At 73.4% G+C, this 26349-nt stretch carries 30 protein-coding genes; 18 read left to right on the top strand and 12 right to left on the bottom strand.

Annotation, left to right across the window (positions count from 1 at the left end):
* Positions 1-135 precede the first annotated feature (135 nt).
* Complete coding sequence (locus KE274_RS04315) at positions 136-1341, top strand: class I SAM-dependent methyltransferase (RefSeq protein WP_211541411.1); 1206 nt, start codon at positions 136-138, stop codon at positions 1339-1341.
* 6 nt (positions 1342-1347) lie between these two features.
* Here the strand turns inward: KE274_RS04315 and KE274_RS04310 are convergent, their stop codons facing one another.
* The 10 genes from KE274_RS04310 to flgN are packed head-to-tail and all read right to left on the bottom strand — an operon-like array spanning position 1348 to position 9605.
* Entirely contained in the window at positions 1348-2577 is a 1230-nt protein-coding gene (locus tag KE274_RS04310) for a hypothetical protein (protein WP_211541410.1), read from the bottom strand.
* The gene (locus tag KE274_RS04305) at positions 2561-3709 is read right to left on the bottom strand and encodes a hypothetical protein (protein ID WP_211541409.1); all 1149 of its coding nucleotides are present in this window, start codon (positions 3707-3709) and stop codon (positions 2561-2563) included. Before KE274_RS04305 ends, KE274_RS04310 begins: the two co-directional genes overlap by 17 nt.
* Positions 3710-3711: 2 nt before the next feature.
* Entirely contained in the window at positions 3712-4197 is a 486-nt protein-coding gene (locus tag KE274_RS04300; protein ID WP_211541408.1) for a hypothetical protein, read from the bottom strand.
* Positions 4194-5282 carry a tRNA (adenosine(37)-N6)-threonylcarbamoyltransferase complex transferase subunit TsaD gene (gene tsaD, locus KE274_RS04295; protein ID WP_211541407.1) on the bottom strand — a complete coding sequence of 363 codons (1089 nt, stop codon included), beginning with the start codon at positions 5280-5282 and terminating at the stop codon, positions 4194-4196. The genes KE274_RS04300 and tsaD overlap by 4 nt, the downstream gene beginning before the upstream one ends.
* Positions 5279-5767 carry a ribosomal protein S18-alanine N-acetyltransferase gene (rimI, locus tag KE274_RS04290; RefSeq protein ID WP_211541406.1) on the bottom strand — a complete coding sequence of 163 codons (489 nt, stop codon included), beginning with the start codon at positions 5765-5767 and terminating at the stop codon, positions 5279-5281. The genes tsaD and rimI overlap by 4 nt, the downstream gene beginning before the upstream one ends.
* The gene (gene tsaB, locus KE274_RS04285; protein WP_211541405.1) at positions 5764-6381 is read right to left on the bottom strand and encodes a tRNA (adenosine(37)-N6)-threonylcarbamoyltransferase complex dimerization subunit type 1 TsaB; all 618 of its coding nucleotides are present in this window, start codon (positions 6379-6381) and stop codon (positions 5764-5766) included. Before tsaB ends, rimI begins: the two co-directional genes overlap by 4 nt.
* Before the next feature lie 55 nt (positions 6382-6436).
* Entirely contained in the window at positions 6437-6808 is a 372-nt protein-coding gene (locus KE274_RS04280; protein ID WP_211541404.1) for a flagellar assembly protein FliW, read from the bottom strand.
* On the bottom strand, positions 6805-7686 hold the full coding sequence (gene flgL / locus KE274_RS04275; RefSeq protein ID WP_211541403.1) for a flagellar hook-associated protein FlgL: 882 nt from the start codon (positions 7684-7686) through the stop codon (positions 6805-6807). The genes KE274_RS04280 and flgL overlap by 4 nt, the downstream gene beginning before the upstream one ends.
* Positions 7687-7699: 13 nt before the next feature.
* Positions 7700-9109, bottom strand: coding sequence for a flagellar hook-associated protein FlgK (gene flgK, locus KE274_RS04270; protein ID WP_211541402.1), 1410 nt, complete (start codon positions 9107-9109; stop codon positions 7700-7702).
* Positions 9110-9122: 13 nt separating this feature from the next.
* Positions 9123-9605, bottom strand: coding sequence for a flagellar export chaperone FlgN (flgN, locus tag KE274_RS04265; RefSeq protein ID WP_211541401.1), 483 nt, complete (start codon positions 9603-9605; stop codon positions 9123-9125).
* Between the two features lie 221 nt (positions 9606-9826).
* Between flgN and KE274_RS04260 the strand changes: the two genes are divergently transcribed.
* The 16 genes from KE274_RS04260 to KE274_RS04185 all read left to right on the top strand — a co-directional run bounded on the left by KE274_RS04260 (position 9827) and on the right by KE274_RS04185 (position 22862).
* On the top strand, positions 9827-10630 hold the full coding sequence (locus tag KE274_RS04260) for a sigma-70 family RNA polymerase sigma factor (protein WP_211541400.1): 804 nt from the start codon (positions 9827-9829) through the stop codon (positions 10628-10630).
* Positions 10631-10727: 97 nt separating this feature from the next.
* Positions 10728-11558 carry a flagellin N-terminal helical domain-containing protein gene (locus KE274_RS04255; protein ID WP_211541399.1) on the top strand — a complete coding sequence of 277 codons (831 nt, stop codon included), beginning with the start codon at positions 10728-10730 and terminating at the stop codon, positions 11556-11558.
* 88 nt (positions 11559-11646) lie between these two features.
* On the top strand, positions 11647-13035 hold the full coding sequence (gene fliD, locus KE274_RS04250; RefSeq protein ID WP_211541398.1) for a flagellar filament capping protein FliD: 1389 nt from the start codon (positions 11647-11649) through the stop codon (positions 13033-13035).
* A gap of 2 nt (positions 13036-13037) precedes the next feature.
* The gene (fliS, locus tag KE274_RS04245; RefSeq protein ID WP_211541693.1) at positions 13038-13424 is read left to right on the top strand and encodes a flagellar export chaperone FliS; all 387 of its coding nucleotides are present in this window, start codon (positions 13038-13040) and stop codon (positions 13422-13424) included.
* Positions 13421-13714 (top strand): hypothetical protein, encoded by a 294-nt coding sequence (locus tag KE274_RS04240; RefSeq protein ID WP_307872144.1) that lies wholly within the window; start codon positions 13421-13423, stop codon positions 13712-13714. The genes fliS and KE274_RS04240 overlap by 4 nt, the downstream gene beginning before the upstream one ends.
* A gap of 110 nt (positions 13715-13824) precedes the next feature.
* The gene (locus tag KE274_RS04235) at positions 13825-14166 is read left to right on the top strand and encodes a flagellar basal body rod protein FlgB (RefSeq protein ID WP_211541397.1); all 342 of its coding nucleotides are present in this window, start codon (positions 13825-13827) and stop codon (positions 14164-14166) included.
* Positions 14163-14558 (top strand): flagellar basal body rod protein FlgC, encoded by a 396-nt coding sequence (locus tag KE274_RS04230; RefSeq protein WP_211541396.1) that lies wholly within the window; start codon positions 14163-14165, stop codon positions 14556-14558. The genes KE274_RS04235 and KE274_RS04230 overlap by 4 nt, the downstream gene beginning before the upstream one ends.
* Complete coding sequence (gene fliE / locus KE274_RS04225; RefSeq protein ID WP_211541395.1) at positions 14555-14860, top strand: flagellar hook-basal body complex protein FliE; 306 nt, start codon at positions 14555-14557, stop codon at positions 14858-14860. The genes KE274_RS04230 and fliE overlap by 4 nt, the downstream gene beginning before the upstream one ends.
* The gene (fliF, locus tag KE274_RS04220) at positions 14860-16488 is read left to right on the top strand and encodes a flagellar basal-body MS-ring/collar protein FliF (RefSeq protein WP_211541394.1); all 1629 of its coding nucleotides are present in this window, start codon (positions 14860-14862) and stop codon (positions 16486-16488) included. Before fliE ends, fliF begins: the two co-directional genes overlap by 1 nt.
* Positions 16485-17489, top strand: a complete 1005-nt coding sequence (fliG, locus tag KE274_RS04215) for a flagellar motor switch protein FliG (RefSeq protein WP_211541393.1) — start codon at positions 16485-16487, stop codon at positions 17487-17489. Before fliF ends, fliG begins: the two co-directional genes overlap by 4 nt.
* A complete protein-coding gene (locus tag KE274_RS04210) occupies positions 17479-18087 on the top strand; it encodes a FliH/SctL family protein (protein WP_211541392.1) in 609 nt (202 codons plus the stop codon). The genes fliG and KE274_RS04210 overlap by 11 nt, the downstream gene beginning before the upstream one ends.
* The gene (locus KE274_RS04205; protein WP_211541391.1) at positions 18084-19376 is read left to right on the top strand and encodes a FliI/YscN family ATPase; all 1293 of its coding nucleotides are present in this window, start codon (positions 18084-18086) and stop codon (positions 19374-19376) included. Before KE274_RS04210 ends, KE274_RS04205 begins: the two co-directional genes overlap by 4 nt.
* A complete protein-coding gene (locus KE274_RS04200) occupies positions 19373-19795 on the top strand; it encodes a hypothetical protein (protein ID WP_211541390.1) in 423 nt (140 codons plus the stop codon). Before KE274_RS04205 ends, KE274_RS04200 begins: the two co-directional genes overlap by 4 nt.
* Complete coding sequence (locus KE274_RS04195; protein ID WP_211541389.1) at positions 19792-21201, top strand: hypothetical protein; 1410 nt, start codon at positions 19792-19794, stop codon at positions 21199-21201. The genes KE274_RS04200 and KE274_RS04195 overlap by 4 nt, the downstream gene beginning before the upstream one ends.
* A 14-nt stretch (positions 21202-21215) precedes the next feature.
* Positions 21216-21674, top strand: a complete 459-nt coding sequence (locus tag KE274_RS04190; protein WP_211541388.1) for a flagellar hook capping FlgD N-terminal domain-containing protein — start codon at positions 21216-21218, stop codon at positions 21672-21674.
* Between the two features lie 27 nt (positions 21675-21701).
* On the top strand, positions 21702-22862 hold the full coding sequence (locus KE274_RS04185; RefSeq protein ID WP_211541387.1) for a flagellar hook protein FlgE: 1161 nt from the start codon (positions 21702-21704) through the stop codon (positions 22860-22862).
* A 94-nt stretch (positions 22863-22956) separates the two neighbouring features.
* Here KE274_RS04185 and KE274_RS04180 read toward each other — a convergent pair whose 3' ends face one another.
* Entirely contained in the window at positions 22957-23298 is a 342-nt protein-coding gene (locus KE274_RS04180; protein WP_211541386.1) for an ArsR/SmtB family transcription factor, read from the bottom strand.
* Between the two features lie 83 nt (positions 23299-23381).
* On the opposite strand from KE274_RS04180, the gene KE274_RS04175 reads away from it, so the two are divergent.
* On the top strand, positions 23382-24689 hold the full coding sequence (locus tag KE274_RS04175) for an FAD-dependent oxidoreductase (RefSeq protein WP_211541385.1): 1308 nt from the start codon (positions 23382-23384) through the stop codon (positions 24687-24689).
* Positions 24690-24773: 84 nt separating this feature from the next.
* Here KE274_RS04175 and KE274_RS04170 read toward each other — a convergent pair whose 3' ends face one another.
* Positions 24774-26129: a M23 family metallopeptidase gene (locus tag KE274_RS04170; protein WP_211541691.1), complete on the bottom strand. Its 1356-nt coding sequence runs from the start codon at positions 26127-26129 to the stop codon at positions 24774-24776.
* Positions 26130-26349 lie beyond the last annotated feature (220 nt).

Below are 26349 nucleotides of genomic sequence, written 5' to 3'. Positions count from 1 at the left end.
CTTGACGCTGACACGAAAGACTCGTTCGCACTCTCAACCCGAGAGTGCTAATGCCAGTGTAGGCGGTCGGCTGGCACTCATGCAATGCGAGTGCCAGCCCGGGGACGTGCGCCCCGACGCGCCTAGGCTGAGGTGGTGGAGATGTCCGAGCTGCGCGCCCTGCTCACCCCCGCCGGCCTCGAGCTGCTCGACGGCACCGGGGAGGTGACGAGCACCGCGGAGGCCGCCGCCGCCGTGTCGCGGCTGCGGGCGGCCGGCCACTCCCCCGACCTCGTCTCGGCCGTGGTCGGCCAGGCGCATCTGCGGGCCAGGGCCACCGCGAAGTTCGGACCGTTCGCCACCCGCATGCTCTTCACCCGAGCCGGACTCGAGCAGGCGACCCGGCTGGCGGTCGCGGCACGGCACGCGCAGCGACTGCGCAGCGCAGGCATGACGAGTGTCGCCGACCTCGGCTGCGGCATCGGCGGCGACGCCCTCGCCTTCGCGGGCGCAGGCCTGGAGGTCCTGGCGGTCGACGCCGACGAGGTCACAGCGGCCATCGCGGCCTACAACCTCGCGCCGTTCGGGGAGAGCATCACCGTGCGGCACAGCACCGCGGAGGAGGCGCTGGGCGAGCCCGCGCCGGGACGCGCCGTGTGGATGGACCCCGCGCGCCGCACCTCGGGTCACAGCGAGACCCGCCGCGTGTCGGCCGACGACTACTCCCCCTCGCTCGACTGGGCGTTCGCGGTCGCCGCCCAGCAGCCCACCGGGATCAAGCTTGGCCCGGCGCACGACCGCGACGCGCTGCCCGACGACGCGGAGACGCAGTGGGTCAGCGCCGACGGCAGCGTGGTCGAGCTCGTGGTGTGGACGCGGGAACTCGCCCGCGACGGCGTGCGACGCTCGGCCCTGGTGATCCGCGGCGACCGCTCCCACGAGCTCACCGCGGCGGCCGACGCGGACGACGCCCCCGTGCGCGACCTCGGCGAGTACCTCCACGAACCGGACGGCGCCGTGATCCGAGCGCGCCTGATCGGCGACGTGGCACGCAGCCTCGACGCGGGCATGCTCGACCCCCGCATCGCGTACCTCACCTCGGACGCGGCGGTGACCAGCCCGTTCGTGCAGTCGTTCCGGGTGCGCGAGACCCTGCCGCTGAACGCCAAGCGCATCAACGCGGCCCTCCGCGCGAGCGGCATCGGGCGGCTCGAGATCAAGAAGCGCGGGGTCGACGTCGACCCGGCCGCATTCCGCCGCACGCTCACGCTTCGCGGCGACGCCGAGGCGACGCTGCTGCTGGTGCGGATCGGCGACAAGCGTCACGCGATCCTCGCCGATCGCGTGTCCGCGGCCGACTGACCGGCCTCAGCCGTCCGGATCGCGGTCGGGGATCTCCACGCGGATCGGGTCGCCGGGCGGGCCCGTCGTGACCAGGTACGAGTCGCCGGCCGGTGGCTCGGTCAGCACCGCCCCCGTCGTGACGGAGAGGTAGGGGATCTGCCAGGACGTGAACCGGACGTCGACGGCCGAGACCGCCACCACGTCCCCCGACTGCTGATCCACGTCGACGACCTGCATGCCGAGCCCCGACTCCAGCGCCTCCGTCCTCGGCAGACACTGCCGCGAGTCGTCGGCGTCCACGATCAGGCAGGTGAGCAGGACGTCCGTGGCGGACTGGCGCTCGCCGATCCACACCGGCTGCTCGCGGAACAGGCCGACGATCGTCAGGCCGAGGTCGTACCCGTCCGCCAGCAGTTCCTTCGCCCTGTCGCGCTGCGGCTCGTCGAACTGCGACAGCATCGACGTGCTCATGTTCCAGCGATCGATGCTCACCATCGGCTCGCCCTCGGTGGACAGCAGCAGGGTCGCCACGACCTGCTCGATGCCCCGTCCGTCCTCGTCGGGAGCATCGAACGAGAGCGGGACCATGACGTTGAGCCCCTCGGCGATCTCCCCCGCGGGGCGGCACGCGGACTGCGAACTCTCGCCGACGTCGAGCACCAGGCACCGTCGCTCCCCCTCGTCCTGCGTCGCGTACCAGGCGAGCGCGTCGTCACTCTGAGCCACCGCGCGCACGGAGCCCGGGTCGTAGTCCCCGGCGATGAGCTCCGCCCGACGCTCCTCCTGCGCGGCCGTGAGGGGCAGCGTGGCATCCCGCGGGGCGAACAGCGCCCAGCCCGCCGTCACGCCGATCGCGACCAGGGCGACCACGGCCGCGATCGACCCGACGAGGTGCCGCCGCAGCACCGACCGTACGGTCGCGGCGTCGGACGCTGACGCGGGATGCGGGTCCGGGGAGCGGTGACCGTCGCCACCGCGCGGTTCCGAGGCGGTGGCGTCCGTAGGTCGTGCGGTGGAGTCCGAATCCGCGGCGGAGTCCGGGTCCGCGTCGACACTGTTGTCGTGACGCGAAGCGGAGGTGGGCGAGCCTGGTTCGGCGGCCGCGGACCGACGCGCGTCCTGCAGCTCGCGCAGCCGCTGCGCCTCGGCGCTCGTCAGGCCGCCGCACCTGCCGTACGCACGCCGTTCCAGATCGCGCAGCTCGCGCGACCAGGTCTCCGCATCGGACGGCGATGCGTCAGTCCCCGCCGGCACCCGCCACACTCCCCTCCCGGGTGATGACGAGCACCGAGGGGCCGGCGACGTTCCCGGGCAGCTCGTAGTTCGTCACCGCGCCCGTCTCGGCGTCGGTCACCTGCAGGAACAGCCCCGGTCCGTACTCGGCGAGGGTCTCCGGTGTCTCGCACGCGACCGGCGCATCGGCCGTCGACCCGTCGTAGATCAGGCACTGCCGACCGGTCTCGACCTGCGTGGCCGACCACAGCGGAACGTCGCCGTCGTAGCCGGTCACCCAGATGGAACCGGGGTCGAAACCCGCCTCCGCCAGGCGTCGCGCGGTCGCGGACTCCTCGTCGTTCGCGTACTGAATGGCCGTCGAGTACTCGCCCGTGCTCGCGGCGACCACGGCCTCCCCGTTCGGGCCGAGGAGCAGTTGCGCCGACACCTGCCGCTGACCGTCGTCGTCGGAACTGAGCGTGAAGGACCCGTAGAGCCCGGACCGCTGGACGATCTCCGTACGGTCGCAGCTCGGCATGGTCGAGGCGCCGGCCCCGAGGATGAGGCACGTGCGCTCGCCCTGCTGCTGCGTGGCCGTCCACAGCACGACGCCCTCCTCCACGGCCAGCGCCCGCACCGATCCGGGGTCGTACGCGTCGGACGCGACCACGTCCTCCTGCCATGCCCGCTGCTCGGCCGTCAGCGCGACCGCGGGGCCCGGGGGGCGACCGAACACGGACCAGCCGATACCGACCCCCACGGCTATCAGGGCCAGCGCGGCGACGACAGCCACCGCTCCTCGACGGCTCCGCAGCGGGCCGACGAGCCGGTGCCGCGTCGTGGCGGTCTCGCGGGAATCCCCGGCGGCATCGGGCGCGTTCTGCGTGTCTCCATCGGGATCGATCGACGCTTCGGGGGCGTCACCGGCATCGGTCGACGCGTCGGCGCCAGGGCGGACGTCGGAGGACCGGGCCGAGGCCGGGGCGGACCCTGCGCGCGCGTCGGCCGGGGCGGCGGCGTGGGAGACCGGAGACGCTGCCGCGGTGGCGAACCGCCGCTGCTCCTCGAGCTCGCGCAGACGGTCGGCCTCGGCCGGCGTGAGCGCGCCGTCGCGGGCGTAGGCCTTGCGCTGCAGCACCCGCAGCTCGTCGTCCCCGCCCGCCGTGACCATCGCTACCCGAGCCTCTCGAACTGCATGCCGGCCCACACGAGCCAGGCCAGGCTGTACACCGTCGCGCACAGGCCGAGCGCGAGAGCCCACCGCGCGATCGCGCGGCTCTCCTGCGGGCGGCGAAGCGACATGATCGCCGCGATCACCGCGACCACCGCGACCGGAATCCCCCACCCGACGAAGAACGACGCCACCAGCGCCACGATCGCCGCCAGCAGCGCCCACGGCGCGAGCCGGGTGTCGTCGACGGCCGCGGGCTCCGCGGCGGTCGGCTCCCAGTCCGTCCGGTCATGACGATCGAGGTCGGGACCGCTCACCACGACGGGCTCGATGCCGACCGGACCGGTGGGCAGCTTGGTGTACCCGTCCCGACGCGCGCCCGGGATGCGTGCCGTGGCCGCCGAGCGCTCCACCTGCTCGCTCGCCCGTTCCAGTCGTGCGGGCGGTGCGGGGGTGGCATCGCCCGCCGGTCGCGGCACGTCGCTCATACCGCCACCGCCTCCGCGACCTGGATCTCGGTCACCGGCAGAGTCGAGTCCGCGCCGAACGCCAGCGTCGACGGCGGGCGGCCCGACGAGATCAGCTCCGCCGCGAGCGCCGCGATCATCGCGCCGTTGTCGGTGCACAGCGACAGCGGGGGGATGCGGACCGTCACGCCCGCCTCGGCCGCGCGAGCCAGCGCCACCTCCCGCAGGCGGCGGTTCGCGATCACCCCGCCGCCCAGCAGCAGCCGCGGCACGCCCAGGTCGGCGCAGGCCGCGAGCGCCTTCGTGACGAGCACGTCGACCACCGCCTCGCGGAAGCTCGCGGCGACGTCCGCGATCGGCAGCGACGGCGCCTCCGTGCCCGCCGCCGCGGCCTCGGCCTCGAACCGCTCCACCCACCGGGCCACCGCGGTCTTGAGCCCCGAGAACGAGAAGTCGTAGCGGTGCTTCGCGAGGTCGGACGCCCGGGACAGGCCGCGCGGGAACCGGATCGCGTCGGGGTCTCCGCCCACCGCGGCCCTGTCGATCTCCGGGCCGCCGGGGTACGGCAGCGACAGCAGCCGGGCGACCTTGTCGAACGCCTCACCCGCCGCATCGTCGACGGTCTCGCCGAGCAGTTCGACGTCGGTCGTGAGGTCGCGCACGTGCAGCAGCGACGTGTGCCCGCCCGACACGAGCAGCGCGATGGTGGGGTACTCCAGCGGCTCCGACTCCGGCGTGAGGATGTCGGCCGCGATGTGCCCGACCAGGTGGTTCACGGCGTACAGCGGCTTGTCCAGCGACACCGCGAGCCCCTTCGCCGCACCGACCCCCACCATGAGGGCGCCGGCGAGTCCGGGACCGCTCGTGACCGCGACCGCGTCGAGCTGATCCAGGCGCACCCCCGCCTCGGCGAGCGCGGCATCGATCGCCGGCTGCAGCGCCTCCAGGTGAGCGCGCGCAGCGACCTCGGGCACCACGCCGCCGTAGCGGGCGTGCTCGTCCATGCTCGACGCGATCGTGTTGGACAGCAGCGTGCGGCCGCGCACGATGCCGATCCCGGTCTCGTCGCAGCTCGTCTCGATGCCGAGCACCAGGGGCTCGCTCATGCGTTCGCCTCCTCCGGCGTATCGGCGACCGCGGGGTGGCGGCGCAGGTCCAGACGCATCACGATCGCGTCGACGTCGTCGGGCTGATAGTAGCGGGGCCGTCTGCCGATCTCCTCGAAGCCCTCCGCCCGGTACAGCCCCTCGGCGGGCGGGTTGTCGGCCCGCACCTCGAGGAACATCTCTCTGGCCCCGCGGGCGGCCGCCGCGCGGAGCAGCGCGTGCAACAGCGCACGACCCCGTCCGCGGCCACGGTGCTCCGCGAGCAACGCGATGGTCTGGATGTCGGCGTCGGCGCCGCCCTGCAGGGCCCTCACCCCGCCGTAGCCCACGATCTCGCCCTCGTGCTCGTCGACCAGGTAGCGGCCGTGCGGACTGGACAGCTCGCTCGCCATGGTCTCGCGGCTCCACGCGTCGGTGGGGAACGAGCGCTCCTCGATCGCCATGATCGCGTCGAGGTCGCCCGGCACCGCGTCCCGCAGCGTCACGATCCCACCTTCTTCGGGGCCCCGGGCAGCGTCACGTCGGGGTGACGGAGGTACAGCGGCTCCGCATCCGCGAGCGTGCGGCCGGCGGCCACCGCCCGTGCGCCCGCCCTGGCCAGATCGACCGCGGAGAGCACGGTCGTGTCGACGCGCGGGATCCCGTCGAGGTGGGCGTCCGCGTCGGCGGCGCGCACCAGCACCGTGTCGGTCACCACTACGGGCAGACCGGCGTCGTCGAGCCCGTCGAACACCGTGATCGCGACCTCGCGGCGCCGGGCATCCGTGACGATCGCGAACGGTCCCGACTGCGCGGGCATCGCCGTGAGCGCCGCGGCCGTGTGGCTCGGGACGGGCACGACCGGGAGTCCGCGGCCGAGAGCGAAGGCGCGGGCGGCCGCGATCCCGATGCGCAGCCCGGTGAAGGGGCCTGGACCCATTCCGGACACGACGTGCGTGATGCCGTCCGATCCTCCGTCGCGGAGCACCTCGGCCAGCAGATCGCCGATCACCTCCGCATGACCGAGCGGATCGGCGGTACCGGCCTCGGCGCGCGGCGTCCCGTCGGGGTCGATGAGAGCGACGGCGGTGCCAAGGGACGTGTCGACGGCGAGGATCACCCCTCCAGGGTAGTCGTCGACCGCGCCGGAAAGCCCCGGCCGACGGCCGTGCGCGTCAGCCCAGGGGCGCCCTGACCGGATAGTCCTGATCCTCCAGGATGACCTGCGCCGCGGCACCCGTCGTCCGGTTCACGACCACGGGGGCCAGCAGGTTCACGCTCACGCCCTCGGCCGAGGGGTGCGCCACCACGAGCACCAGCGCATCGTCGGGCGAGCCCAGCGCCAGGTCGTCGACCTGGGCATCGCTCAGCGTCGGCGCGTACTCGGACAGCACCGTGCTCGGGTCGACCAGATACAGCCGCAGCGCCTCGTCGGCCACGGCCCGCAGCGCGAACAGCCCGTCGGCGCCGTCGATCGGCGCGAGCGAGAAGTCGACGTGCGGGGCGAGCCCGGGAGGCGGAGCCGTGAAGGTGAGCGCCGCGGTCATCGCAGGAAGTCCATCAGCGAGGGCTGCAGCACGCGGGCGTTGACCGCGAGCGCCGACCGGTAGACCAGCTCCTGGGCCTGGAGGCGGATCAGGACCTCCACCGAGTCGACGTCCTCGACCGCCGCGCGGCGGGACTCGAGGGACACGGAATTCTGCACTGCCGCCTCCTTGGCGCGTTCGATCTGGGACTGACGGGTGCCGACCGAGCCCTGCACCCCGAGCATCGCCGTGCGGCGGTCGTCGATCTCGGCGAGCCGCGGCCCGACGTTGGTGCCGGAGCGGAGATCCGCGACGATGCGGTCGACCAGGGCGAACACCGAGTCTTCACCCGTGCCGAACACCGCGGCGCCGTCGGTGTCGACGCGCACCGAGGCGGCGTCCGACACCCGTCGCGTGACCTCGGAGCCCGCCGCGCCGCTGTACGAGTAGTCGGCCGCGAAGGCAGCCGTGTCGGACGTGCCCGCGAACACCGAGCGACCGAGCAGCCGGGTGTTCGCCTGCGCGAGCAGCTCGCCCCTGATGCCCTCGAGCTCGACGGCCAGGGCCTCCTTGGCTGCCGCGTCGAGCGCCCCGTCGTTGGCCCCCTGCGCCGTGAGGTCGCGCACACGCGACAGCAGCGCGGTACTGGCGGTGATGGCACTGTCGGCCGCGGTGACCCACGCCAGTCCGTCGTCGATGTTGCGGGCGTACTGCTCCGTGCGGCGCTGCTCGGCGTGCAGCGCCAGCGCCGCGGCCGCCGCCGTCGGGTCGTCGGAGGGCGCGGCGAACGCCTTCTGCGACGTCGCCTGATCCTGCAGCCGGGCGAGCTCGGAGAGATTGGACTGCAGCTGGCGCATGGCCGTCTGCGTCATGGTGGACTGCGTCACGCGAGAGATCACGATGCTCCTCCGGTCAGCGTCCGACGACGCCCGTGCGGTTGATCAGGACGTCGAGGGCCTCGTCCACGGCTGTCAGCACGCGGGCGGCCGCCTGATACGCGGTCTGGTAGGTGAGGAGGCTGATGGTCTCCTCGTCGCCGTCGACCGCGGCGACCGACTGCTGCGCGCCGATGGCCCCGCTCGCGGCGGACTCGGACACCTTCGCGCGCTGCACGTCGGCGGCCGTCGCCACCCCGAACCGGGTGACCTGATCGGTCCACAGCGCATCGGGCGAGGTGGCGCGCCGCCCGATCTGCGAGATGAGATCGGCATTGCTCGCGTCCTTCGCGCCGGCACCCGGAGCGGCCAGCGCCAGCTGGTCGGCGCTCGTCACGGCCACGCGGAGCCCGAGGGCCGCGGAACCCGTGGCCGGGAGAGTGAAGAAGTCGCCACCGGGCTGCCCGGACGCCGTGACCCCGGCCCGGTGCTGCGCGTTGAGCGACTCGGCCAGCGCGGTGGCCACGCGGTCGTAGGTGGCCGCGAGCTGCGCGAGCGTGCCCCCGTCGGCGGCCGGCGCCAGCACCGACAGCGTGCCGCCCAGCTCGCCACCGTCGACCGAGACCGGAAGGTCGGGCGCGGACTCCCAGATGACCCCGACGCGCTGCCCCGCATCGATCGCGGTGGGGCCGGTGAGAGCGAGACGCCGGGCGTCGCCCCCGGACACGAGCGCGTTGCCACCGATCCGCAGCGTGAGCGTGCCGTCGCTCTCCAGGGTGCCGGTGCCGCCCGCGAGCCGGGCGACATCCTCCGCGAGAGCGTTGCGGCGATCCGTCAGCTCGTTCGCCGAGCGCCCGGACGCCAGCGCATCGCGGATCTCTCGGTTGAGCACGGCGATCTGCTCGGCCGCGGCGTTGACCTGGTCGACCGCGCGACCGGCGGACTCACGCGCGTCGGTCCACTGCGCGGCCACCGTGCGGTAGCCGCCGGCGATGTGCGAGGCCAGCTCCTTCGCCGACTCCAGGATGCTCGCGGCCGCCGCACCGGAGTCCGGCGTGTTCGCCAGCTCTTGCCAGCCCGCCCAGAACGAGGTGAGACGGTTGGCGAGGCCCTTGTCGGTCGGCTCGCCGAGAGCGGCTTCGGCCGTGGTGGCCGCGAGTGCGCGCGCCGACCAGTAGCCCGACGTGCCGAGGGTGTCGCGCACCCTGGCGTCGAGCAGGGCGTCGCCGAGGCGGGCGACGCCGTCGATCGACACGCCGTGGCCGGGCAGCGCGCCCATGCTGAAGCGCCCGGTCTGGGCGACCGCGGCGATCGACGAGGTCTCGACGCGCTGGCGGGTGTACCCCTCCGTCTTCTGGTTGGCGATGTTCTGTCCGACGACGTCCATGCCGCGGCGTGCCGCGGCGAGGCCGCTCGCGGCGGTGGTCAGTCCACTGAAGGTCGACATGGTCCCCTCTCGGTCACATCTCTGTGTCGATGATGCGGGCGGAGTCCTCGCGAGCGCGGTCTCCACGGGTGGTGTACTCGCCGCTCTCCAGGCCGAGGGCGGCGATGGTCTCCTGCGTCGCCCGCAGCACGCCGCTGAGCTGCTCGGCGGTGGAGTCGCGCATCTGCTCGACCTCCGCCGTGAGCCGCACGAGCGCGCGCATGTGGTCGGTGAGCACGTCGGCCCACGCCCCCTCGGGCGCGTGCTCGATCAGCTCTTTGATGGTGGCCTCCTCGGAGACCCCCCACTCCTCCGCCACTCCGGCGACCTCGACCGCCCTGGCCAGCCCGGCGCTGCGGAGCCGATCGAGGACCTGATCGATCTCGCGTGCCGCAAACTGTATCCAGTGCGAGCGTCCTGCCGCGAGCAGCAATTGCTGCTCGTCGAGCTTGAAAAGCAGCATCTCGAGCAGCTCGCGTTCACGCCATAGCTGCATCGATAGTTCGTTGGCTCCCATGATCCCCTTGTTCCCCCAGCGATCCCCCGCCCCAACGCCGGTGCGATCGACCCGCCTGTTAACGGTTCATTAATCCCTATCGGCCGCCGCGCCCATAAGGTTACTATGTGGAACGGCGGTGGTTAGTTCTCCCCATGTACATATCGCGAATTATGTGATATGTGCATCTACCCCTCGCCACGGAGCTTTCGGAGTGCATCCAGAGAGGTGGATCATCCCCCATGTCGTCGCGCGCTGAGCGCAACCGCCTCGTCGAGGCCAACCTCCCCCTGGTCGGCTATCTCGCTGCGGACACCCATGCTCGGGCAACCCACATCCCCCGCGAAGAACTCGCCGCCGTCGGCGCGCTCGCCCTCGTGACCGCCGCCGACGCGTACGACCCCGCCCTCGGCGTGCCCTTCGGCGCCTACGCCCGGCGCCGCATCCTCGGCGCGTTCGCCGACGAGATGCGCGCCATGGACTGGGCGTCGCGCGGGATCCGCAAGCGCATCAAGGAGACGGTCGCCGTGCGCGACACCCTCACCGCCGCCCTGGGCCGCACCGCCACCGTGACCGAGATCGCCACCGCCATGGGCTCGTCACGGGAAGCCGTGGCCGAAGCGCTCGCCGACGCCGCCCGCACCGTGTCGACCATCGACGACCCGGCCGCCCGCGACCTCGTCGCCGACGTGCCCCTGCCCGAGGAATCCGCGCTCGTCGGAGAGCGCCGCGAGGTGCTGGAGCACGCGGTCGCCGCCCTGCCCGAGCGCATGCGCCGCATCGTGCAGGCCGTGTACATCGACGAGCGCCCCGTGAAGGAGATCGCCGAAGAACTCGGCGTCACCCACTCCGCCGTGTCGCAGCAGCGATCGGAAGCCGTGCGCCTGCTGCGCGACGCACTCGACCGCTACTTCGCGGAGGGCACCGCAGAACCCGTCGCCTCCACCCGCATCTCGCCCGCCGCGCGCGACGCCTACTTCGCCCGCATCGCCGAGGCCGCCGGCGCCCGCATCGGCGAGGTGTTCCGCACCGCAGCCCCCGCCTGAGCGCGCCTCACCCCTAACGCACGCCCCTCCCCCGCCGATAGGTGAGTGCAGGAGACCACGGACGGTCCCCTGTACATCAATCACGGAGGAAACCCTCATGGGTATGCAGATCAACACCAACGTGTCGGCGCTCAACGCCTACCGCAACCTGTCCAGCACGCAGAACGACCTGTCGAAGTCGCTCGAGAAGCTCTCGAGCGGTCTGCGCATCAACCGTGCAGCGGACGACGCCGCCGGCCTCGCGATCTCCGAGGGCCTGCGTTCGCAGGTCAACGGCCTGAACGTCGCGGCCCGCAACGCTCAGGACGGCATCTCGGTCATCCAGACCGCGGAAGGCGCCCTGACCGAGGTCCACTCCATCCTGCAGCGCGTTCGCGACCTGACCGCTCAGGGTGCGAACGACTCGAACAACGCGAAGTCGCGCGACGCGATCCAGAAGGAGATCAACACCCTCGGTGACGAGCTCACCCGGATCGCCGACAGCACGAACTTCAACGGCATCAAGCTGCTCTCGGGCGGCACGACGCTGACGTTCCAGGTGGGTGCGGGCGCGGTCGCCGCCGAGGACCAGATCTCGGTCGCCCTGACCGACTTCGACACCCTCGGTGCGGACATCAAGACGCTCGCGGCGACCATGACGGACGCCGCGACGTACGGTGCCGCTCTGGCAGGCATCGACACGCAGATCCAGGCGGTCTCGACCGCACGTGCCGGCTACGGTGCGCTGCAGAACCGCTTCGAGTCGACCATCAACAGCCTCAACGTGTCGGCCGAGAACCTCGCCGCCGCCGAGAGCCGCATCCGCGACACCGACATGGCGTCCGAGATGGTCAAGTTCACGTCGGCGAACATCCTGTCGCAGGCGGGTACCGCGATGCTCGCGCAGGCCAACCAGGCCAACCAGGGCGTGCTCCAGCTGCTGCGCTGATCCGCACCGCAGCACTGAATCGCACCAGGGGTCCGGGTGACGGCGTCGTCCGTCACCCGGACCCTGCACCACACGGAAGGGAACGCGCATGTCGCTCTCGCTCGACGGCCTCGTGTCCGGCCTGAAGACCACCGAGGTCATCAAGGCGCTCATGGACGTGCACGCGATCCCGCGCACGCTGCTCAAGGCCAAGATCGACGACAAGAACGCGATCATGGCGCAGCTGCGCACCCTCAACACCGCGGTGCAGAACCTCGCCAGCGCCGCGGAGAAGGCCGCCGCCCCCGGCGGGCTCGACCGGTTCACCGGGACCTCGTCGTCCGAATCGGTCAAGATCGCCCTGCGCGCGGGAGCCGCCCCGCTCACCACCGACGTCGTCGTCGACCGCGTCGCCCAGACCCACACCGTCGTCTCCGCCGCCGCACGCGCCTGGCCCGCCGACCCGCCCGTGCTCACGCTCGAGAACGCGGCGGGCGAACGCGTGCAGGTGCAGGCCGACACCACCTCGATGCAGGACATCGCCCAGGCCATCAACGACGCCGACACCGGCATCGTGGCCACCGCGGTCCCCGCCGGGCGCGACGCCGACGGCAACGCGCTCTTCCGCCTGCAGCTGCGCGCCGAGGAGTCCGGCGAGGCCGGCCGCTTCCGCGTCTACCGCGGAGACCTCGCCTCCGTGCAGAACGGGACGGCGACCGACCTCGCCACCGAGACCGGGGCCGCCGTGATCGCCACCGGCACCGACGCGCAGGTGCGCCTGTGGGCCGGGACCGGCGCCGAGCAGGTGCTCACCTCCGCGAACAACACCTTCACCGACCTGTTCCCCGGTGTCGACGTGACCGTGTCCGCCGCCTCCACGACCCCCGTCACCCTGTCGGTCGCGGTCGACACCGAGGCGCGCACCAAGGCCTCCGGGGAGTTCATCGCCCTCCTCACCGACATCTTCACGCGCATCGACAACGGCTCCAAGGCCACCGTCGCCTCCACCCAGGGCGGCAAGACCACCCTCGGCGTCTTCACCGGCGACAGCACCATCCGCGGCATGCGCACCGCGCTCGCCGACGCCGTGCAGCACCCCGTGAACGGGGTCTCCCCGTCGAGCATCGGCATCTCGACCGACATGTACGGCAAGCTCACGTTCGACGAGGAGAAGTTCGCCGAGGCGCTCGCGAAGGACCCCGACGCGGTCGGCTCCCTGTTCTCCGCGGTCGCCGCGCGCATCGAGGAGACCGCCACCTCGTTCTCCGACAAGTACGACGGGCTGCTCACCTCCCGCATCACCGGACAGGAGAGCGAGGTCAAGAGCCTCGGCGAGCAGATGGAACGGTGGGACGTGCGACTCGCGCAGCGCAAGGCGTCGCTCGAGCGCACCTACGCCCGGCTCGAGGTGATGCTGTCGGAGATGCAGTCGCAGTCGTCGTACCTCGCCTCGCAGATCAGCGCCCTGCCCAGCAGCCGCTCGGGATCGGGATCGTGAGCATGAACGCCGCCCTGCGCGCCCAGCAGCGCTACCGCGAGGACGCCATCCTGTCCGCCCCGCCGGAGCGCCTCGTCACGATGCTGTACGACCGCCTGCTGCTCGACATCGAACGCGGGGAGACCGCCCAGCGCGCGGGCGACTGGGCCGAGGCGAACGTGCAGCTGCAGCACGCGCAGGCCATCGTCGCCGAGCTGACCTCATCGCTCACCGACGACTGGAACGGCAGCGCCGGGCTCCGCTCGATCTACGTCTTCCTCAGCCAGACGCTCATCGGCGCCAACATCGGCCGCGACCCCGAGCGCACCCACGCCTGCCGCGGCATCGTCGCCCCCCTGCGCGACGCGTGGCACGAGGCCTCGCGGTCGCTCGCGGAGAACCGCGCGTGAGCGCGGAGTGGGACGAGCTGCTCGACCGGATGGAAGAGGACGCCGAGCGCATCCTCGCCGCCCCGGACGGCACTCTCGACGCGCACCAGCTGCCGCCGTGGACGCCGCCGGCCACGCCGCTGCCCCCGCACCTCGCCGAACGCGCCCGCCGCCTGATCGACCGGCAGCGCGCCGCCATGGAGCGCGTCCGCGGCGAGCGCGACGGGCTCCGCCAGCACCTCGGCGCCGTGAACCGGGTGCCGGCCCCGCGCGAACCCGACGCGCCTGCCTACCTCGACGTGGACGGCTGACGGACGCCTAACGAACCGGTCACACCGGCCGACAGTGCACCGTGAGCACGGATGGCTCGCAAGACTCGGCCAGGGATCGGCCATTTCCACCACACACGGGGAGCCGGTTCGTGTTCGACTCTGTCACCATCACCGCACTCACGAGTGCGCTCGATGGGCTCTCGCTGCGCCAGCGGGCCATCGCCGACAACATCGCCAACATCAACACCCCCGACTACCACGCCAAGCGCGTGAAGTTCGAGGAGGCCCTCGCCGACTCGATCGCCCGCGGCGACGGACGCGCGTCCGCCACGGTCGGCACGTCGCTCGAGCCCACCCGGCTGAACGGCAACAACGTCAACCTCGATACCGAGACGCTCTCCAGCATCGACACGATGCTGCGCTACCAGTTCGCGACGCAGGCCGTGAACGGGTCGTTCTCGTCGATGCGCACCGCGATGAGGACCTCATGACCTTCGACGCGATCGGCATCGCCGGCACCGGCCTGACCGTGCACCGCAAGTGGCTCGACGCCATCAGCGACAACATCTCCAACATCAACACGGTCACCTCGACCGACGGCGCCGCGTTCCGTGCGCGCTACATCCTGGCGCAGACCAGCGCCCAGTCGCCCGGCGTCTACGTCGCCGGCACCGTGCAGGGCAGCGCGGAAGGCCGCCTCGTGCACCAGCCCGACCACCCGCTCGCCGACGCCGCCGGCTACGTGCGCTACCCCGACATCGACCTCGGCGACCAGATGAGCCAGCTGATCCTCGCCCAGCGCGGCTACCAGGCCAGCGCAGGCATCGTCGACCGCGCCCGCACGACCTACGAGTCGGCACTGCAGATCGGACGCAACGCATGAGCGCGATCTCCGGCATCGAGGCCGTCGCCTCCTCCCTCGGCCTCACGACGTCGCCCGTCACCGGCGCGAAGACCACGGACGGCTCCGCGTTCGGCACGAGCATCACGGGCGCGATCGACGAGCTGCGCGCGCTGCAGTCCGACTCCGACGCGCTCAAGGTCGCCGCCGTCACGGGCGACCTCGACGACATCCACGCGGCCATGATCGCGTCGTCGCGCGCCGCCGTCACCCTCGAACTCGTCGCCGCCGTCCGCAACAAGGGCGTCGACGCGTTCAACGAGATCATGCGGATGCAGGCCTGATGCCCCCGGCCGTCGCCGGCGCGTTCCAGCGCATCCGCCGTGTCATCGCGGGGTTCTCGCTCGCCCAGCGCACCATCGCCATCATCGGTGTCGCCGTGCTCGCCCTCGGCATCATCGCCCTGTCGAGCTGGCTCAGCCGCCCCACCTACACCCCGCTGTTCTCCGGACTGAGCGCGAGCGACGCCAACGCCGTGGTCGAGCAGCTGCGCTCCGCGTCCGTGCCCTACGAGCTCGCCGACGGCGGGGCCACCGTGCTCGTGCCGGAGAAGGACGTGTACGACCAGCGCCTCGCGGCCGCGTCCGCCGGGCTGCCCAGCGCCAACAGCGCCGGGTACTCGCTGCTCGACGACATGGGCGTCACGACCTCCGAGTTCCAGCAGTCCGTCACCTACAAGCGCGCGATCGAGGGCGAGCTCGCCGCCACCATCTCCGCGATCGACGGCGTCTCCGCCGCATCCGTGCAGCTGGCCATCCCCGAGGAGAGCGTGTTCGTGTCGGAGACCGTCGACGCGACCGCCTCCGTGTTCGTGGAGACCGCGGGGAACAGCACGCTCGACCAGAAGCAGGTCGAGGCGATCGTGCACCTCACCTCCGCGGCGGTCAGCGGCATGAAGCCGGAGAACGTCGCGGTGGTCGACCAGACCGGGCGCACGCTGTCGGCCGTCGGCGTGGGAGCCACGGGCGGCCTCGACCAGCAGGCGGGCGACTACGAGGCGCGCGTGACCGCGAGCGTGCAGCAGATGCTCGACACCGTGGTCGGGCCGGGCAACGCCACCGTCACGGTCGTCGCCGAGATCGACCGTTCCGTGAACGAGCGCATCGAGGAGACCTACACCCCCGCCGAGGGCGCCCCGCCGCTGACCGAGGAGGTCCGCGAGCAGAACAGCAACGGCTCCACGTCCGAGGCGGGCGTGCTCGGCCCCGACAACATCGCGGTGCCCAACGGCAACGGCGACGGCACCTACACCGCCACCGAGGAGAGCCGCACCAACGCGGTCAACAAGGCCACCGAGAGCACCTCGACCCCGGCGGGCACGCTGCTGCGCCAGTCGGTGTCCGTCGCGGTCGACGCGGGTGCGGGCGGCGACCTCAGCTCCGCGCAGCTCAGCGACCTCGTGGCCACCGCCGCCGGCATCGACCGCTCCCGCGGCGACGACCTCACGGTCGAGCTGGTCGCGTTCAGCAAGACCGACGCCGAGTCCGCCCAGGCCGCGCTGCAGGCGGCGAAGGACGCCGAGAACGCGGAACGGCAGGCCGCGCTGCTCAACACGATCATCATCGCCGCGGCCATCGCGATCCCCCTGATCGCCGCGATCGCCGCGTACATCATCCGCGCGCGCCGCAAGGCCGGCCGCGTGGAGGAGTTCGACCAGCTGTTCGGCGAGCGCCCGCCCGCGCTGTCCGCCCTCTCCGCCGAGGCCCCCACCGCCGCGCTGGAGGCACCCACCACGCCGCTCGCGTTCCTGGAGCCCGCACCCGACCTCGACCCCGAGCCCGACCCGGAGCCCGAGCCCGCGCAGGTCAGCCTCGAGCGCCGCCGGGCCGAGATCGGCGCCCTCACCCGCCAGGACCCGCAGCGCACGGCCGAACTGCTGCGCACCCTCATCGACGATCGGTCGCACGCGTGACCGGGCTGACCGACCGGCAGACCGCCGCCGTGGTGCTGATGAACCTCGACCGCGCCCAGGCGGTCGAGGTCATGAAGCACCTGTCCGAGGCCGAGGCGGAGGCGGTCGCCGCCGAGATCATCGGACTGCAGGACCTCGACGCGGCCACCACGGCACAGGCGCTGGGACAGTTCCACCGCATCGCCGCCGGCCACCTGCCGCCCGCGCGCGGCGGACGCGACATCGCGGCCGGACTCCTGGAGGCCTCGTTCGGGGCCGAGCGCGCCGCCGCCGTGCTGGGCCGCGTGGGCTCCACGTCGATGAGCGCCTCGTTCGAGTTCCTCGCCTCGGCCGACCCCGCGCAACTGGCCACGCTGCTCGACGGCGAGCTGCCGCAGACCGTCGCGCTCGTGCTCGCCCACCTCTCCGCGGATCAGGCCGCCGCGGTGCTCGCGGCGTTCCCCGACCCGGCACGCACCGACGTGGCCCAGGCCATCGCGACCATGGGCACCGCGTCGCAGGAGGCGATCGCGATCGTCGCCGACGCCCTCAAGTCCCGCACCGGCAGCTTCGCCTCGCGCGACGCCCCGGAGGTGCTGGGCGGCGTCGAACCGCTCGTGGAGATCATCGGCCGCTCGGGGGCCACGATCGAGAAGGCGCTGCTGGCGAGCATCGAAGACCGCGACAGCGCGCTCGCGGAGGACATCCGCTCGCGCATGTTCACGTTCGTCGACATCGTCAAGCTCGACGACCGCGATACCCAGCGCGTGCTGCGCGGCATGGACATCCGCTCGCTCGCCCTGGCGCTCAAGGGCGCCCCGCAGCCCATCGTCGACCTGATCCGCCGCAACGTCTCGGAGCGCAACCGGGAGAACCTCGACGAGGAGGCCCGCACGCTCGGGCCCGTGCGCATGTCGCAGGTCGAGGAGGCACGCGCCGAGATCGTCCGCACGATCCGCGAGCTGGAGGCCGCGGGCGACATCACGGTGCAGCGCGCCGACGAGGACGAATATGTCTACTGACGCGTTCGCCCCCGCGGCCTTCCCGCGGCTCGGCGGCCCCGACCACCGCGCCGAGCAGGAGCGCGCTCGCCGTCGCGGCTACGCGGAGGGGCACGCGGAGGGCTACCGCGCGGGAGCAGCGCAGGCCGAGGCCGAGGCCAGGGCGGCCGAAGAGAACCGGACGCGGCGCGAGGCGGCCCGTGCGCACGAGACGGCCACCGCGGTCGCCGCCCTCCACGCGGCCGCCGCCTCCCTCACCGCCCGCGAGCAGGAGCTCGCCGCCGTCGCGCACGAGCAGGTGCTGCGCCACGCGATCGAGCTGGCCGAGCTGATCCTCGCCGCCGAGCTCAGCGACCCCGGCGCCGCCGCGGCCGCCGCCCTGCGCCGCGTGCTCGCGGTTCCGGAGGCCGCCGGCGCCCGCACCGTGCGCGTGCACCCCGACGACCTGCGCGTGCTGGAGCACGACCCCGCCGCGACCGGACACGGCTTCACCCTCGTCGCCGATGCCACCCTCGACCGCGGTGACGCCGTCGCGGTGCCGGAGCACGGGGTGATCGACGCCCGCGTGTCGGCCGCCCTCGACCGTGCCCGCCGCGTGCTGGACGGGAGCGTGACATGAGCGCCTGGGCCGCCGTGCGCGAGGCCGTGCGCCCCGAGCGCATCGGCGAGGTGACCAGGGTGCGCGGGCTCAGCGTGCACGTGCGCGGACTCGACGGCGCCGTCGGAGACGTCGTGACGCTCGACGGCATCGACGCGGAGGTCGTGGCCACGGGCGAGGACGGGCTGCGGTGCATGCCCCTCGCCCCGGTCGCCGGGCTCACGGTCGGCGCCCCGGTGCGCGGCAGCGGGGGTCCGGTGCGGGTGCCCACGGGGCGAGCCCTCCTCGGACGGATCCTCGACGGGCTCGGTCGCCCCATCGACGGCAAGGGGCCGCTCGGCGCCCCCACCGTGAGCCTCGACCACGCGACGCCCTCCCTCATGGAGCGCGACCGCATCACCACCCCGCTCCCGTTGGGCGTGCGGGCCCTGGACACCCTCGTGAGCGTCGGCCGCGGCCAGCGCGTCGGCCTGTTCGCGGGCTCCGGGGTGGGCAAATCGTCGCTGCTGTCGATGATCGCGCGCGGCACCGAGGCCGAGGTCACCGTGATCGCGCTGGTCGGCGAGCGCGGCCGCGAGGTGCGCGAGTTCATCGAGGACGACCTCGGACCCGAGGGGCTCGCCCGCTCCGTCGTGGTGGTGTCCACCTCGGACCAGCCCGCGATGGCCCGCATCCGGGCGGCCTTCACGGCCACGCGCATCGCCGAGGCGTTCCGCGACGACGGCGCCCACGCGATCCTCATGATGGACTCGCTCACGCGCGTGGCGATGGCGCAGCGCGAGATCGGCCTCTCGGCCGGGGAGCCCCCGGCCACGCGCGGCTACCCGCCCTCCACGTTCTCGGTGCTCGCCGGGCTGCTCGAGCGTGCCGGCACCGACCGCGTCGGCTCCATCACCGGCATCTACACCGTGCTGGTCGACGGCGACGACCACAACGAGCCGATCGCCGACGCCGTCCGCTCGATCCTCGACGGCCACGTGGTGCTCGACCGCGCTCTGGCCCTGTCGGGCCACCACCCCGCGATCGACGTGCTCGGTTCGGTGTCGCGCGTGGCGGGCAAGATCACCGAGGCCGAACGCCGCCGGCATGCCGCCACCCTGCGGGCCGTGCTGGCCGCCCGCCGCCGCGCGACCGACCTGATCGACATCGGCGCGTACCACGCGGGCGCCGACCCGCGCATCGACGCGGCCATCGCGCACGAGCGGGCGATCTCGGCCTTCCTCACGCAGTCGCTCGACGAGACCAGCGACATCGAGGAGTCATGGCGCCGGCTGGACGCCCTGGTCGGCGCCTTCGAGGGGGTCGCATGAGTCGTTCGTTCTCGCTGGCCGGGCTGCTGCGCGTGCGGGAGATCCAGGAGCGCGCGGCGGCGCAACGTCTCTCCCGGGCGGTGATCGACGCGCAGCACACCGAGGCGCGCGACCGGGCCCTGCGTGCGCACCTGTCCGCCGCCGACACCGAGGCCGTCGACGTCCGCTCGCTCGCCGCGCTCGCCGCCGCCCGCGTGGCAGGGCGTGCCATGCTCGCCGACCTCCGGACGCTGTCGGAGCTGCAGGAGGAGACCGTCGCCGAGGCGCGGGCCGAGCACGCGGACGCGCGCCGCACGCTGCGCGGCCTGGAGCGGCTGGCCGGCACCCACGCGGCCGAGCTCCGCGCCGCCGACCTGCACGCCGAGCAGGCCGAGCTCGACGAGATCGCCGGTCGCCCGCCGCTGGAGGGACCCGCATGACCCCCGTCGACCTCCTCACCGCGCTCGACGCCCGGCCCGTCCGCCCGACCCCGTCGCCCGGAAAGACCCCGTCGCCCGGAGCCGCCGCGTTCGCGGATGCCGTGCGGGATGCGGTGCGCGAGACCACGCCCTCCCGTCTCGGGGCGCCCGAGGCCGGGGAGGCCGCCGTCTCGCCGGGGGCGGAACCGGGCACCGACGCGCAGGGCCCGGGCACCGAGGCCGCCGTCGCGACCGCGGCTGCGGTCGTGCCCGCCGTCCCCGCGGGACCCGTCGCGACCCCCCTCCCCGCTGTCCCCGCCGCGGCCGCGGGAGAAGCCGCCGTCGTGGCCGGGGTCGCCTCGGACTCCGCGACATCCGCGACCGCCGCGATCGCGCTCGGCTCCGCATCGCTTGGGGCTGCCGCCGCCACCGTGGCGACCGCCGAGCAGGACTCCCTCCCCCCGGGCTCAACCGCCGCGACCGGTCCCTCCCCGTCGTCCGCCGGTTCGCCACCCGCGGCGACGCCCTTCGCCAACGCCGCGACCGCCGCCACCGCTGCCGAGCCCGCCGCCGCCACCACCGTCTCCCCCGCCGCGACACCGGCCACCCCGACCACCGAGACCGCCGCCACGACCGCCCCCGACACGGCCACCGGCACCGCCTCCACGGCCACCGTCCTCACCTCCACCGCCTCCGGCACCACCGCCCCCGCGAGCGCGACCGCCGACACGGACACCGGTCCCGACCGCGCCCTCCCGCGCCTCTCCCCGCCGTCGGCCCCCGGCTCCGCGCCCGCAGCGGCCACCGCCGCGGACACGCCGACCACCGCCACCGCCCCGAGCCCCGCACCTGCGCCCGCCGCCGCACCCGCTCCTCCGGCCGTCGACCCCGTCGCCGCCGCCGCCGGCACCCCGGCACCCACCCCGGTCGCCGCCACCGCCCCGGCCGCCACGCCGCCGGTCGCCCCGTCGGCCGCGGCCCGGCCTCCCCTGCTCCCGCAGGTGGCGACGCCCGTGGTCGCGCTCGCGCAGGCCCCCGACGGTGAGCACCGGATCACGCTCACCGTGTCGCCGGAGAACCTCGGCCCGATCACCGTGCGCGCCCACATCGCCGGACCCGCCATCCGCATCGAGCTGCAGGCCCCCGGCGAGCTCGGACGGGACGCCCTGCGCGCCATCCTCGTCGATCTCCGCCGCGACCTCGCGATCGCCGCCCCGCACGCGACCCTCAGCCTCGCCGCCTCCGACGGCTCCTCCCCCTCCCCGCAGCACGGGGCCACGGCGAGCGGTCAGCACGGCGGCGCGGGGCCGGGCGCCGAGCGGCAGGCCGCACACCGTTCCCCCGCCCCCGCCCCGCCCGCCCCGGATCCGCCGCCCCCGCCCGTCCCGACCGCCACGCCGCTCGGCGGCATCGACATCTTCGCCTGATCAGAGAGGACCCCATGACCACGGTCGACTCCATCCCCGGCACGATCCCCCCGGGCACCACCCCCACGTCCGGCGTGCAGACGGGCAGCACCACCCCGGCGTCCGAGCGCAAGAAGACCCTCGACTCGGAGGTGTTCCTCAAGCTGCTGGTGACCCAGCTCACCAACCAGGACCCCAGCTCGCCCATGAACACCAACGAGATGATCTCGCAGACCACGCAGCTCGCCTCGATGGAGCAGCTCACGGCGCTGTCGACCACCACCACCGAGAACTTCGCGCTCAGCATGCGGCAGACCGCCGCCGCGCTGATCGGGCGCGAAGCGCAGTACGTCGACGCCGACGGCACCACCAAGAAGGGCATCGTCACCTCGGTGTCCTACAAGGGGGCGATCCCGCTCGTCACGATCGGCGACGCCTCCATCCCCCTCGACGCCGTCTCCGGCGTCTCCCTCGCCCCCGGCACTGCTGCCTGACCCCCGTCTCCCCAGAAAGGCATCCCCATGCTCCGCTCGCTCTTCTCCGGCATCTCCGGACTCCGCTCGCACCAGACCATGCTCGACGTCACCGGCAACAACATCGCCAACGTCAACACCACCGGCTTCAAGGCGTCGTCCGTGCAGTTCCAGGACTCGCTGTCGCAGCTGCTGCGCAACTCGATGCTGCCGCAGCAGGCCGCAGGCGGACAGAACCCCGCCCAGGTCGGCCTCGGCGTGCAGGTCGCCGGCATCAGCACCAACTTCGCCGGTGGCGCGCCCCAGCCCACCGGCGTGCCCACCGACCTGATGATCTCGGGCGACGGCTTCTTCGTCGTGCGCTCGGGCGGCGAGACGCTCTACACCCGCAACGGCGGTTTCACGTTCGACGCGAGCGGCCGGCTGGTCGGCGCGGGCGGAGCGCTCGTGCAGGGCTGGACCGCGCAGAACGGCGTGATCGTGCCCGGCCAGGGCATCGGCGACATCACCCTCCCGGTGGGTGCGCTCAGCCCCGCCGCGGCCACCACGACCGCCCGCGCGACCGGCAACCTCCCCTCGGGCGCCGCGGTGGGCGACCAGCTCGTGCGCGACATCAAGACCTACGACGCGGACGGCACGGCCTCCACGCTGCGCCTCACGTTCACGCGCACCGCCACCGGATGGGACGTGGCCGACGGCGCCGGTGCCACCACCTCGCTCTCCTTCACCGACGGCGTGCAGAACGGCGCGGGCAGCATCGTGTCGGGCGGCATCACAGTCGACCTGTCCGCCGTCACCGGCTTCGCCGACGTCAGCGACCTCGCCCTGAAGGAGCAGAACGGCAAGCCCGCCGGCACGCTCGCCTCCTACGCGCTGACCAACGACGGCAGCCTGGTCGGCACGTTCAGCAACGGCGACACCCAGGTGCTCGCGCGCATCGCGCTCGCGGGCTTCGTGAACCCCGGTGGGCTGGAGAAGGTCGGCTCCTCGCAGTTCCGTCCGAGCGGCAACTCGGGTCAGCCCGAGCTCGGCCAGGCCGGGAGCGCGGGGCTGGGCGGCATCATCAGCGGCGCGCTGGAGATGTCGAACGTCGACCTATCGCAGGAGTTCACGAACCTGATCGTGGCGCAGCGCGGCTTCCAGGCGAACGCCCGCATCATCACCACGAGCGACGAGGTGCTGCAGGAGCTGACGAACCTCAAGCGCTGACCCGGATCACGCACACGGGAGGGCTCGCCGCACGACGCGGGAGCCCTCCCTTCGCGTGTGTGCCGCGTACGCCGGGGGTGCCGTACGCCGGGGGTCAGGCGGGGCGGAGCGCGTCGGCGGCGGCGCCGAGCACAGTGTCGTTCACGGCGAAGTACGCCCACCGACCGCGCTGCTCGCGCGTGACGAGCCCCGCCTCGGCGAGCAGCTTCATGTGGTGCGAGACGGTCGCCTGCGACAGCCCGACGGGATCGGTGAGGTCGCAGATGCACGCCTCGCCCTCCGGGCTTCCCGCGATGAGCGACAGCAGCTGCACGCGGGTGGGATCGCCCATGGCCTTGAACACGCGCGCGGCGCGCTCGGCGTCCTGCGGCGTGAGGGCGGAGGTGACGCGCGGCACGCAGCACGCGGTCTGGTCGATCACGGTGGGGAGGCTCACACCCTCAGTCTCTCACGTATTGACATTCTTCGATAGATGCCGGAGGGTGATCATATTGACGTTCATCGATACGAGGAGAACTGATGTCCGCACTGCCCGTCGTCGTCATCGGAGCCGGCCCCCAGGGGCTCGCCGCCGCCGCCCACCTCACCGAACGCGGCCTCGACGCGATCGTCGTCGAACGCGGTGACACGGCCGGAGCCGCCGTGGCGGAATGGGGCCACGTGCGCCTGTTCTCCGCCTGGCCCGAGCTGACCGACGGGGCCGCGCGCCGCCTCCTCGAGCCGACCGGATGGGCCGCACCGACCAGCGGGTACCCCACCGGCGCCGAGTGGGTCGAACGCTACCTCAGCCCCCTTGCCGCCGCGCTGGGCGACCGGGTGCACTATGCGACCACCGTCACCGGCGTCGCGCGACAGGGGCGGGACCGGGTCGTCGACAGCGGGCGCGACGCCCAGCCGTTCGTCGTGCACACGCGCGACGCCCACGGCGTCGAGGGCCGCCTGCTCGCCCGCGCCGTCATCGACGCGAGCGGCACGTGGAGCCAGCCCAACCCGGCCGGTGCCGACGGGTTCCCGGCGGTGGGCGAGACCGCGGCCGCCGACCGGGTCTCGTACCGCATCCCCGACGACGTGTCCGCGTTCGCCGGGAGCCACGTCGCGATCGTCGGTGCCGGGCACTCCGCGACCCACGCGGTCCTCCGCCTCGCCGACCTCGCCCGGCGCGCCCCCGGGACCCGCGTCACCTGGCTGCTGCGGCGCGGCACCGCCGCCCCGACGTTCGGCGGCGGCGACGGCGACGGCCTTCCCGAGCGCGCCGCCCTGGGCCGCCGCGCCCGCGAGGTGGTCGACGCCGGAGCGGTCGAGCTCGTCACCGGCTTCCGGGTCGCCGAGCTCGCCTCCGACGGCGACACGCTCACGGTGCGGGCGGAGGACGGCCGCGAGGTCGCCGGGGTCGAGCACGTGTTCGCGCTCACCGGTTTCCGCCCCGACACGAGCATCCTGCGCGAGGTGCGCATCGCCCTCGACCCCGCGCTCGACGCGGTCGCGGGCATCGCCGCCGACATCGACCCGAACATCCACTCGTGCGGCTCCGTCTCCGCGACCGGAGCGCGTCAGCTCGCGCAGCCGGAGCGGAACCTGTTCATCGTGGGCGCCAAGTCGTACGGCCGCGCCCCGACGTTCCTCGCACTGACCGGCTTCGAGCAGGTGCGCAGCGTGGTCGCCCACCTCGCGGGCGACCACGAGGCGGCCGCGCGCGACGAGCTGGTGCTGCCCGCCACGGGCGTGTGCGGCGGTTCGGGCGGGTTCGACGCCGAGGCCGGCGGTGGTGGCTGCTGTGCCGCGCCGTCGCTGATTCAGCTGGGCACCCGCCCGGTCACCGTCGGCTGACCCGGGGCCGTCACCGGTGCGTTACCCCGCCTTCGCCGTCCTAAAGCTCAGCAAGCGGCGCACTAATGAGGGTTTCGGGCGGGGTCAGACGTAGACGCCGCGGTCCTCCATGAAGCGCACCGGGTTGGTGTAGCCGCCGTTGATGTACACCTCGAAGTGCAGGTGGCAGCCGAACGACCGGCCGGTGTCCCCCGCGTACGCGATGACCTGGCCCGCGTTGACCCACTGGCCGCGGCGCACGATGATGCCGCCGTTCTTGATGTGCGCGTAGCCCGTGCTCACCCCGCCGCCGTGCTGGATGCGCACGTAGTTGCCGTAGTTGCCGTTCGCTCCGGCGTAGTCCACCGTGCCGGAGTTCGCGGCGTAGATCGCGGCACCGCAGCCGTTGGCCAGGTCGGCGCCGTAGTGGAAGCTCGAGGAGCACCCGCGCGGACCGCAGATCGAGGTGCGGGGGCCGTAGCTGGAGCTGCGGGCACCGCCGTGCGGGCGCACCCAGCCGCCGGAGCCCGCCTGACCTCCCCCGCCGCCGTTGCCGCCGCCCGCGGCCGCCGCCGCAGCCGCCTCGCGCTCGCGCCTCGCCCGCTCCTCGGCCTCGCGCGCCGCGACACCCGCCTGGTACTGCGCGACCGTGGTGGCCGTGGTGTCCTTGAGGGCCGCGAGCTGCGCCTTCATGGTCTCCAGGTTCGCGGACTGCTCGTCGAGCGCGGCCTGCGCGGCCTCCGCCGCCTGCTGCGCCGCCTCCATCTTCTGCTCGGCGACCTGCTGCAGCCGGTCGCGCTCGTCACGGGCGACCGCGGCCTGATCGCTCAGCGACTGGGCGGCGTTGCGCGCCGCGACGGCGTTGTCGTACACCGACTGGTTGTACTGCAGGAACTTGTCCATCGTGCCGAGCCGCGACAGCAGCTCGTCGGCGCTCGCGCCCGAACCGGCGAAGAACAGCTGCAGCGAGGTGTCGTCCCCGCCGCTGCGGTACAGCTGCGCCGCGACCTGCCCGGCCTTCTTGGCGGACGACTCCGCCAGCGCGGACTGCTCGTCGGCCTCGGCCTGCAGGTTGTCCGCCTCGGTGATCGCCGCGAAGTAGGCCTGCTGCGCCGCGTAGAACTCGTCGGACGCGACCTGCGCCGCGGCCTGCGTCTCCGCGACCTTGCGGGTGAGCGACTGGATCAGACCCTCGATGCGCGACACCTCGGCCGCCTTGGCCGCCTCGTTGTTCTTGGCCCGCTGCACGTCGTCCCAGCTGGGGTAGGTCGCGGCGTAGGCGGCGGACACGCCCGTCCCCACGCCGAACGCGGCGAGTGCGACCACGCCGAGCGCGCCGAGCCCGAAAGCCCCGCGGCGGCTGACGTTCACCCGCCACAGCGACTCGCGCTCCGCGGGGGACGGGGCGCACCCGCAGTCCTCCGCTGCCGTCTCGGCCGCGGTCTCGGGGGTGCGCTGCATCACGGGTGCGTCTCCTGGTTCTCCGGGCTGCCCCGTGGAGGCGCGCCTCGGCGCGGGCTCGGTCGGGTCCGGTCCCCTCCATGCTGACCCCGCCCGCCGCGCCCGGGCGCCTGCGACACGGCGCCCGCGTCAGGTCGGGAGCTGGATGGGGCGTCGCTCGCCCCGGGCCCTAACGCGGCGGCCCGCGCGGCCGACAGTCCCTCCCGACAGCCCAGGACGG

The sequence above is a fragment of the Microbacterium paraoxydans genome, assembly GCF_018224615.1.
Classification (GTDB): Bacteria; Actinomycetota; Actinomycetes; order Actinomycetales; family Microbacteriaceae; genus Microbacterium; species Microbacterium paraoxydans_B.
The sequence above is the reverse complement of the archived record's forward strand: the minus strand, read 5'-3'. Positions and strand labels throughout refer to the sequence as shown.

Excerpts from the sequence above, each read along its gene's own strand:
- KE274_RS04205 (WP_211541391.1), top strand. The coding sequence starts at position 18,084 with ATGAGCGCCTGGGCCGCCGTGCGCGAGGCCGTGCGCCCCGAGCGCATC.
- KE274_RS04260 (WP_211541400.1), top strand. The coding sequence starts at position 9,827 with ATGTCGTCGCGCGCTGAGCGCAACCGCCTCGTCGAGGCCAACCTCCCC.
- fliS (WP_211541693.1), top strand. The coding sequence starts at position 13,038 with ATGAACGCCGCCCTGCGCGCCCAGCAGCGCTACCGCGAGGACGCCATC.
- KE274_RS04255 (WP_211541399.1), top strand. The coding sequence starts at position 10,728 with ATGGGTATGCAGATCAACACCAACGTGTCGGCGCTCAACGCCTACCGC.
- flgN (WP_211541401.1), bottom strand. The coding sequence starts at position 9,605 with ATGGGAGCCAACGAACTATCGATGCAGCTATGGCGTGAACGCGAGCTG.
- fliF (WP_211541394.1), top strand. The coding sequence starts at position 14,860 with ATGCCCCCGGCCGTCGCCGGCGCGTTCCAGCGCATCCGCCGTGTCATC.
- KE274_RS04190 (WP_211541388.1), top strand. The coding sequence starts at position 21,216 with ATGACCACGGTCGACTCCATCCCCGGCACGATCCCCCCGGGCACCACC.
- KE274_RS04230 (WP_211541396.1), top strand. The coding sequence starts at position 14,163 with ATGACCTTCGACGCGATCGGCATCGCCGGCACCGGCCTGACCGTGCAC.
- flgK (WP_211541402.1), bottom strand. The coding sequence starts at position 9,109 with ATGTCGACCTTCAGTGGACTGACCACCGCCGCGAGCGGCCTCGCCGCG.
- tsaD (WP_211541407.1), bottom strand. The coding sequence starts at position 5,282 with ATGAGCGAGCCCCTGGTGCTCGGCATCGAGACGAGCTGCGACGAGACC.
- fliE (WP_211541395.1), top strand. The coding sequence starts at position 14,555 with ATGAGCGCGATCTCCGGCATCGAGGCCGTCGCCTCCTCCCTCGGCCTC.
- KE274_RS04300 (WP_211541408.1), bottom strand. The coding sequence starts at position 4,197 with ATGAGCGACGTGCCGCGACCGGCGGGCGATGCCACCCCCGCACCGCCC.
- KE274_RS04305 (WP_211541409.1), bottom strand. The coding sequence starts at position 3,709 with ATGGTCACGGCGGGCGGGGACGACGAGCTGCGGGTGCTGCAGCGCAAG.
- KE274_RS04195 (WP_211541389.1), top strand. The coding sequence starts at position 19,792 with ATGACCCCCGTCGACCTCCTCACCGCGCTCGACGCCCGGCCCGTCCGC.
- fliD (WP_211541398.1), top strand. The coding sequence starts at position 11,647 with ATGTCGCTCTCGCTCGACGGCCTCGTGTCCGGCCTGAAGACCACCGAG.
- KE274_RS04175 (WP_211541385.1), top strand. The coding sequence starts at position 23,382 with ATGTCCGCACTGCCCGTCGTCGTCATCGGAGCCGGCCCCCAGGGGCTC.
- KE274_RS04185 (WP_211541387.1), top strand. The coding sequence starts at position 21,702 with ATGCTCCGCTCGCTCTTCTCCGGCATCTCCGGACTCCGCTCGCACCAG.
- KE274_RS04280 (WP_211541404.1), bottom strand. The coding sequence starts at position 6,808 with ATGACCGCGGCGCTCACCTTCACGGCTCCGCCTCCCGGGCTCGCCCCG.
- KE274_RS04170 (WP_211541691.1), bottom strand. The coding sequence starts at position 26,129 with ATGCAGCGCACCCCCGAGACCGCGGCCGAGACGGCAGCGGAGGACTGC.
- KE274_RS04210 (WP_211541392.1), top strand. The coding sequence starts at position 17,479 with ATGTCTACTGACGCGTTCGCCCCCGCGGCCTTCCCGCGGCTCGGCGGC.
- KE274_RS04200 (WP_211541390.1), top strand. The coding sequence starts at position 19,373 with ATGAGTCGTTCGTTCTCGCTGGCCGGGCTGCTGCGCGTGCGGGAGATC.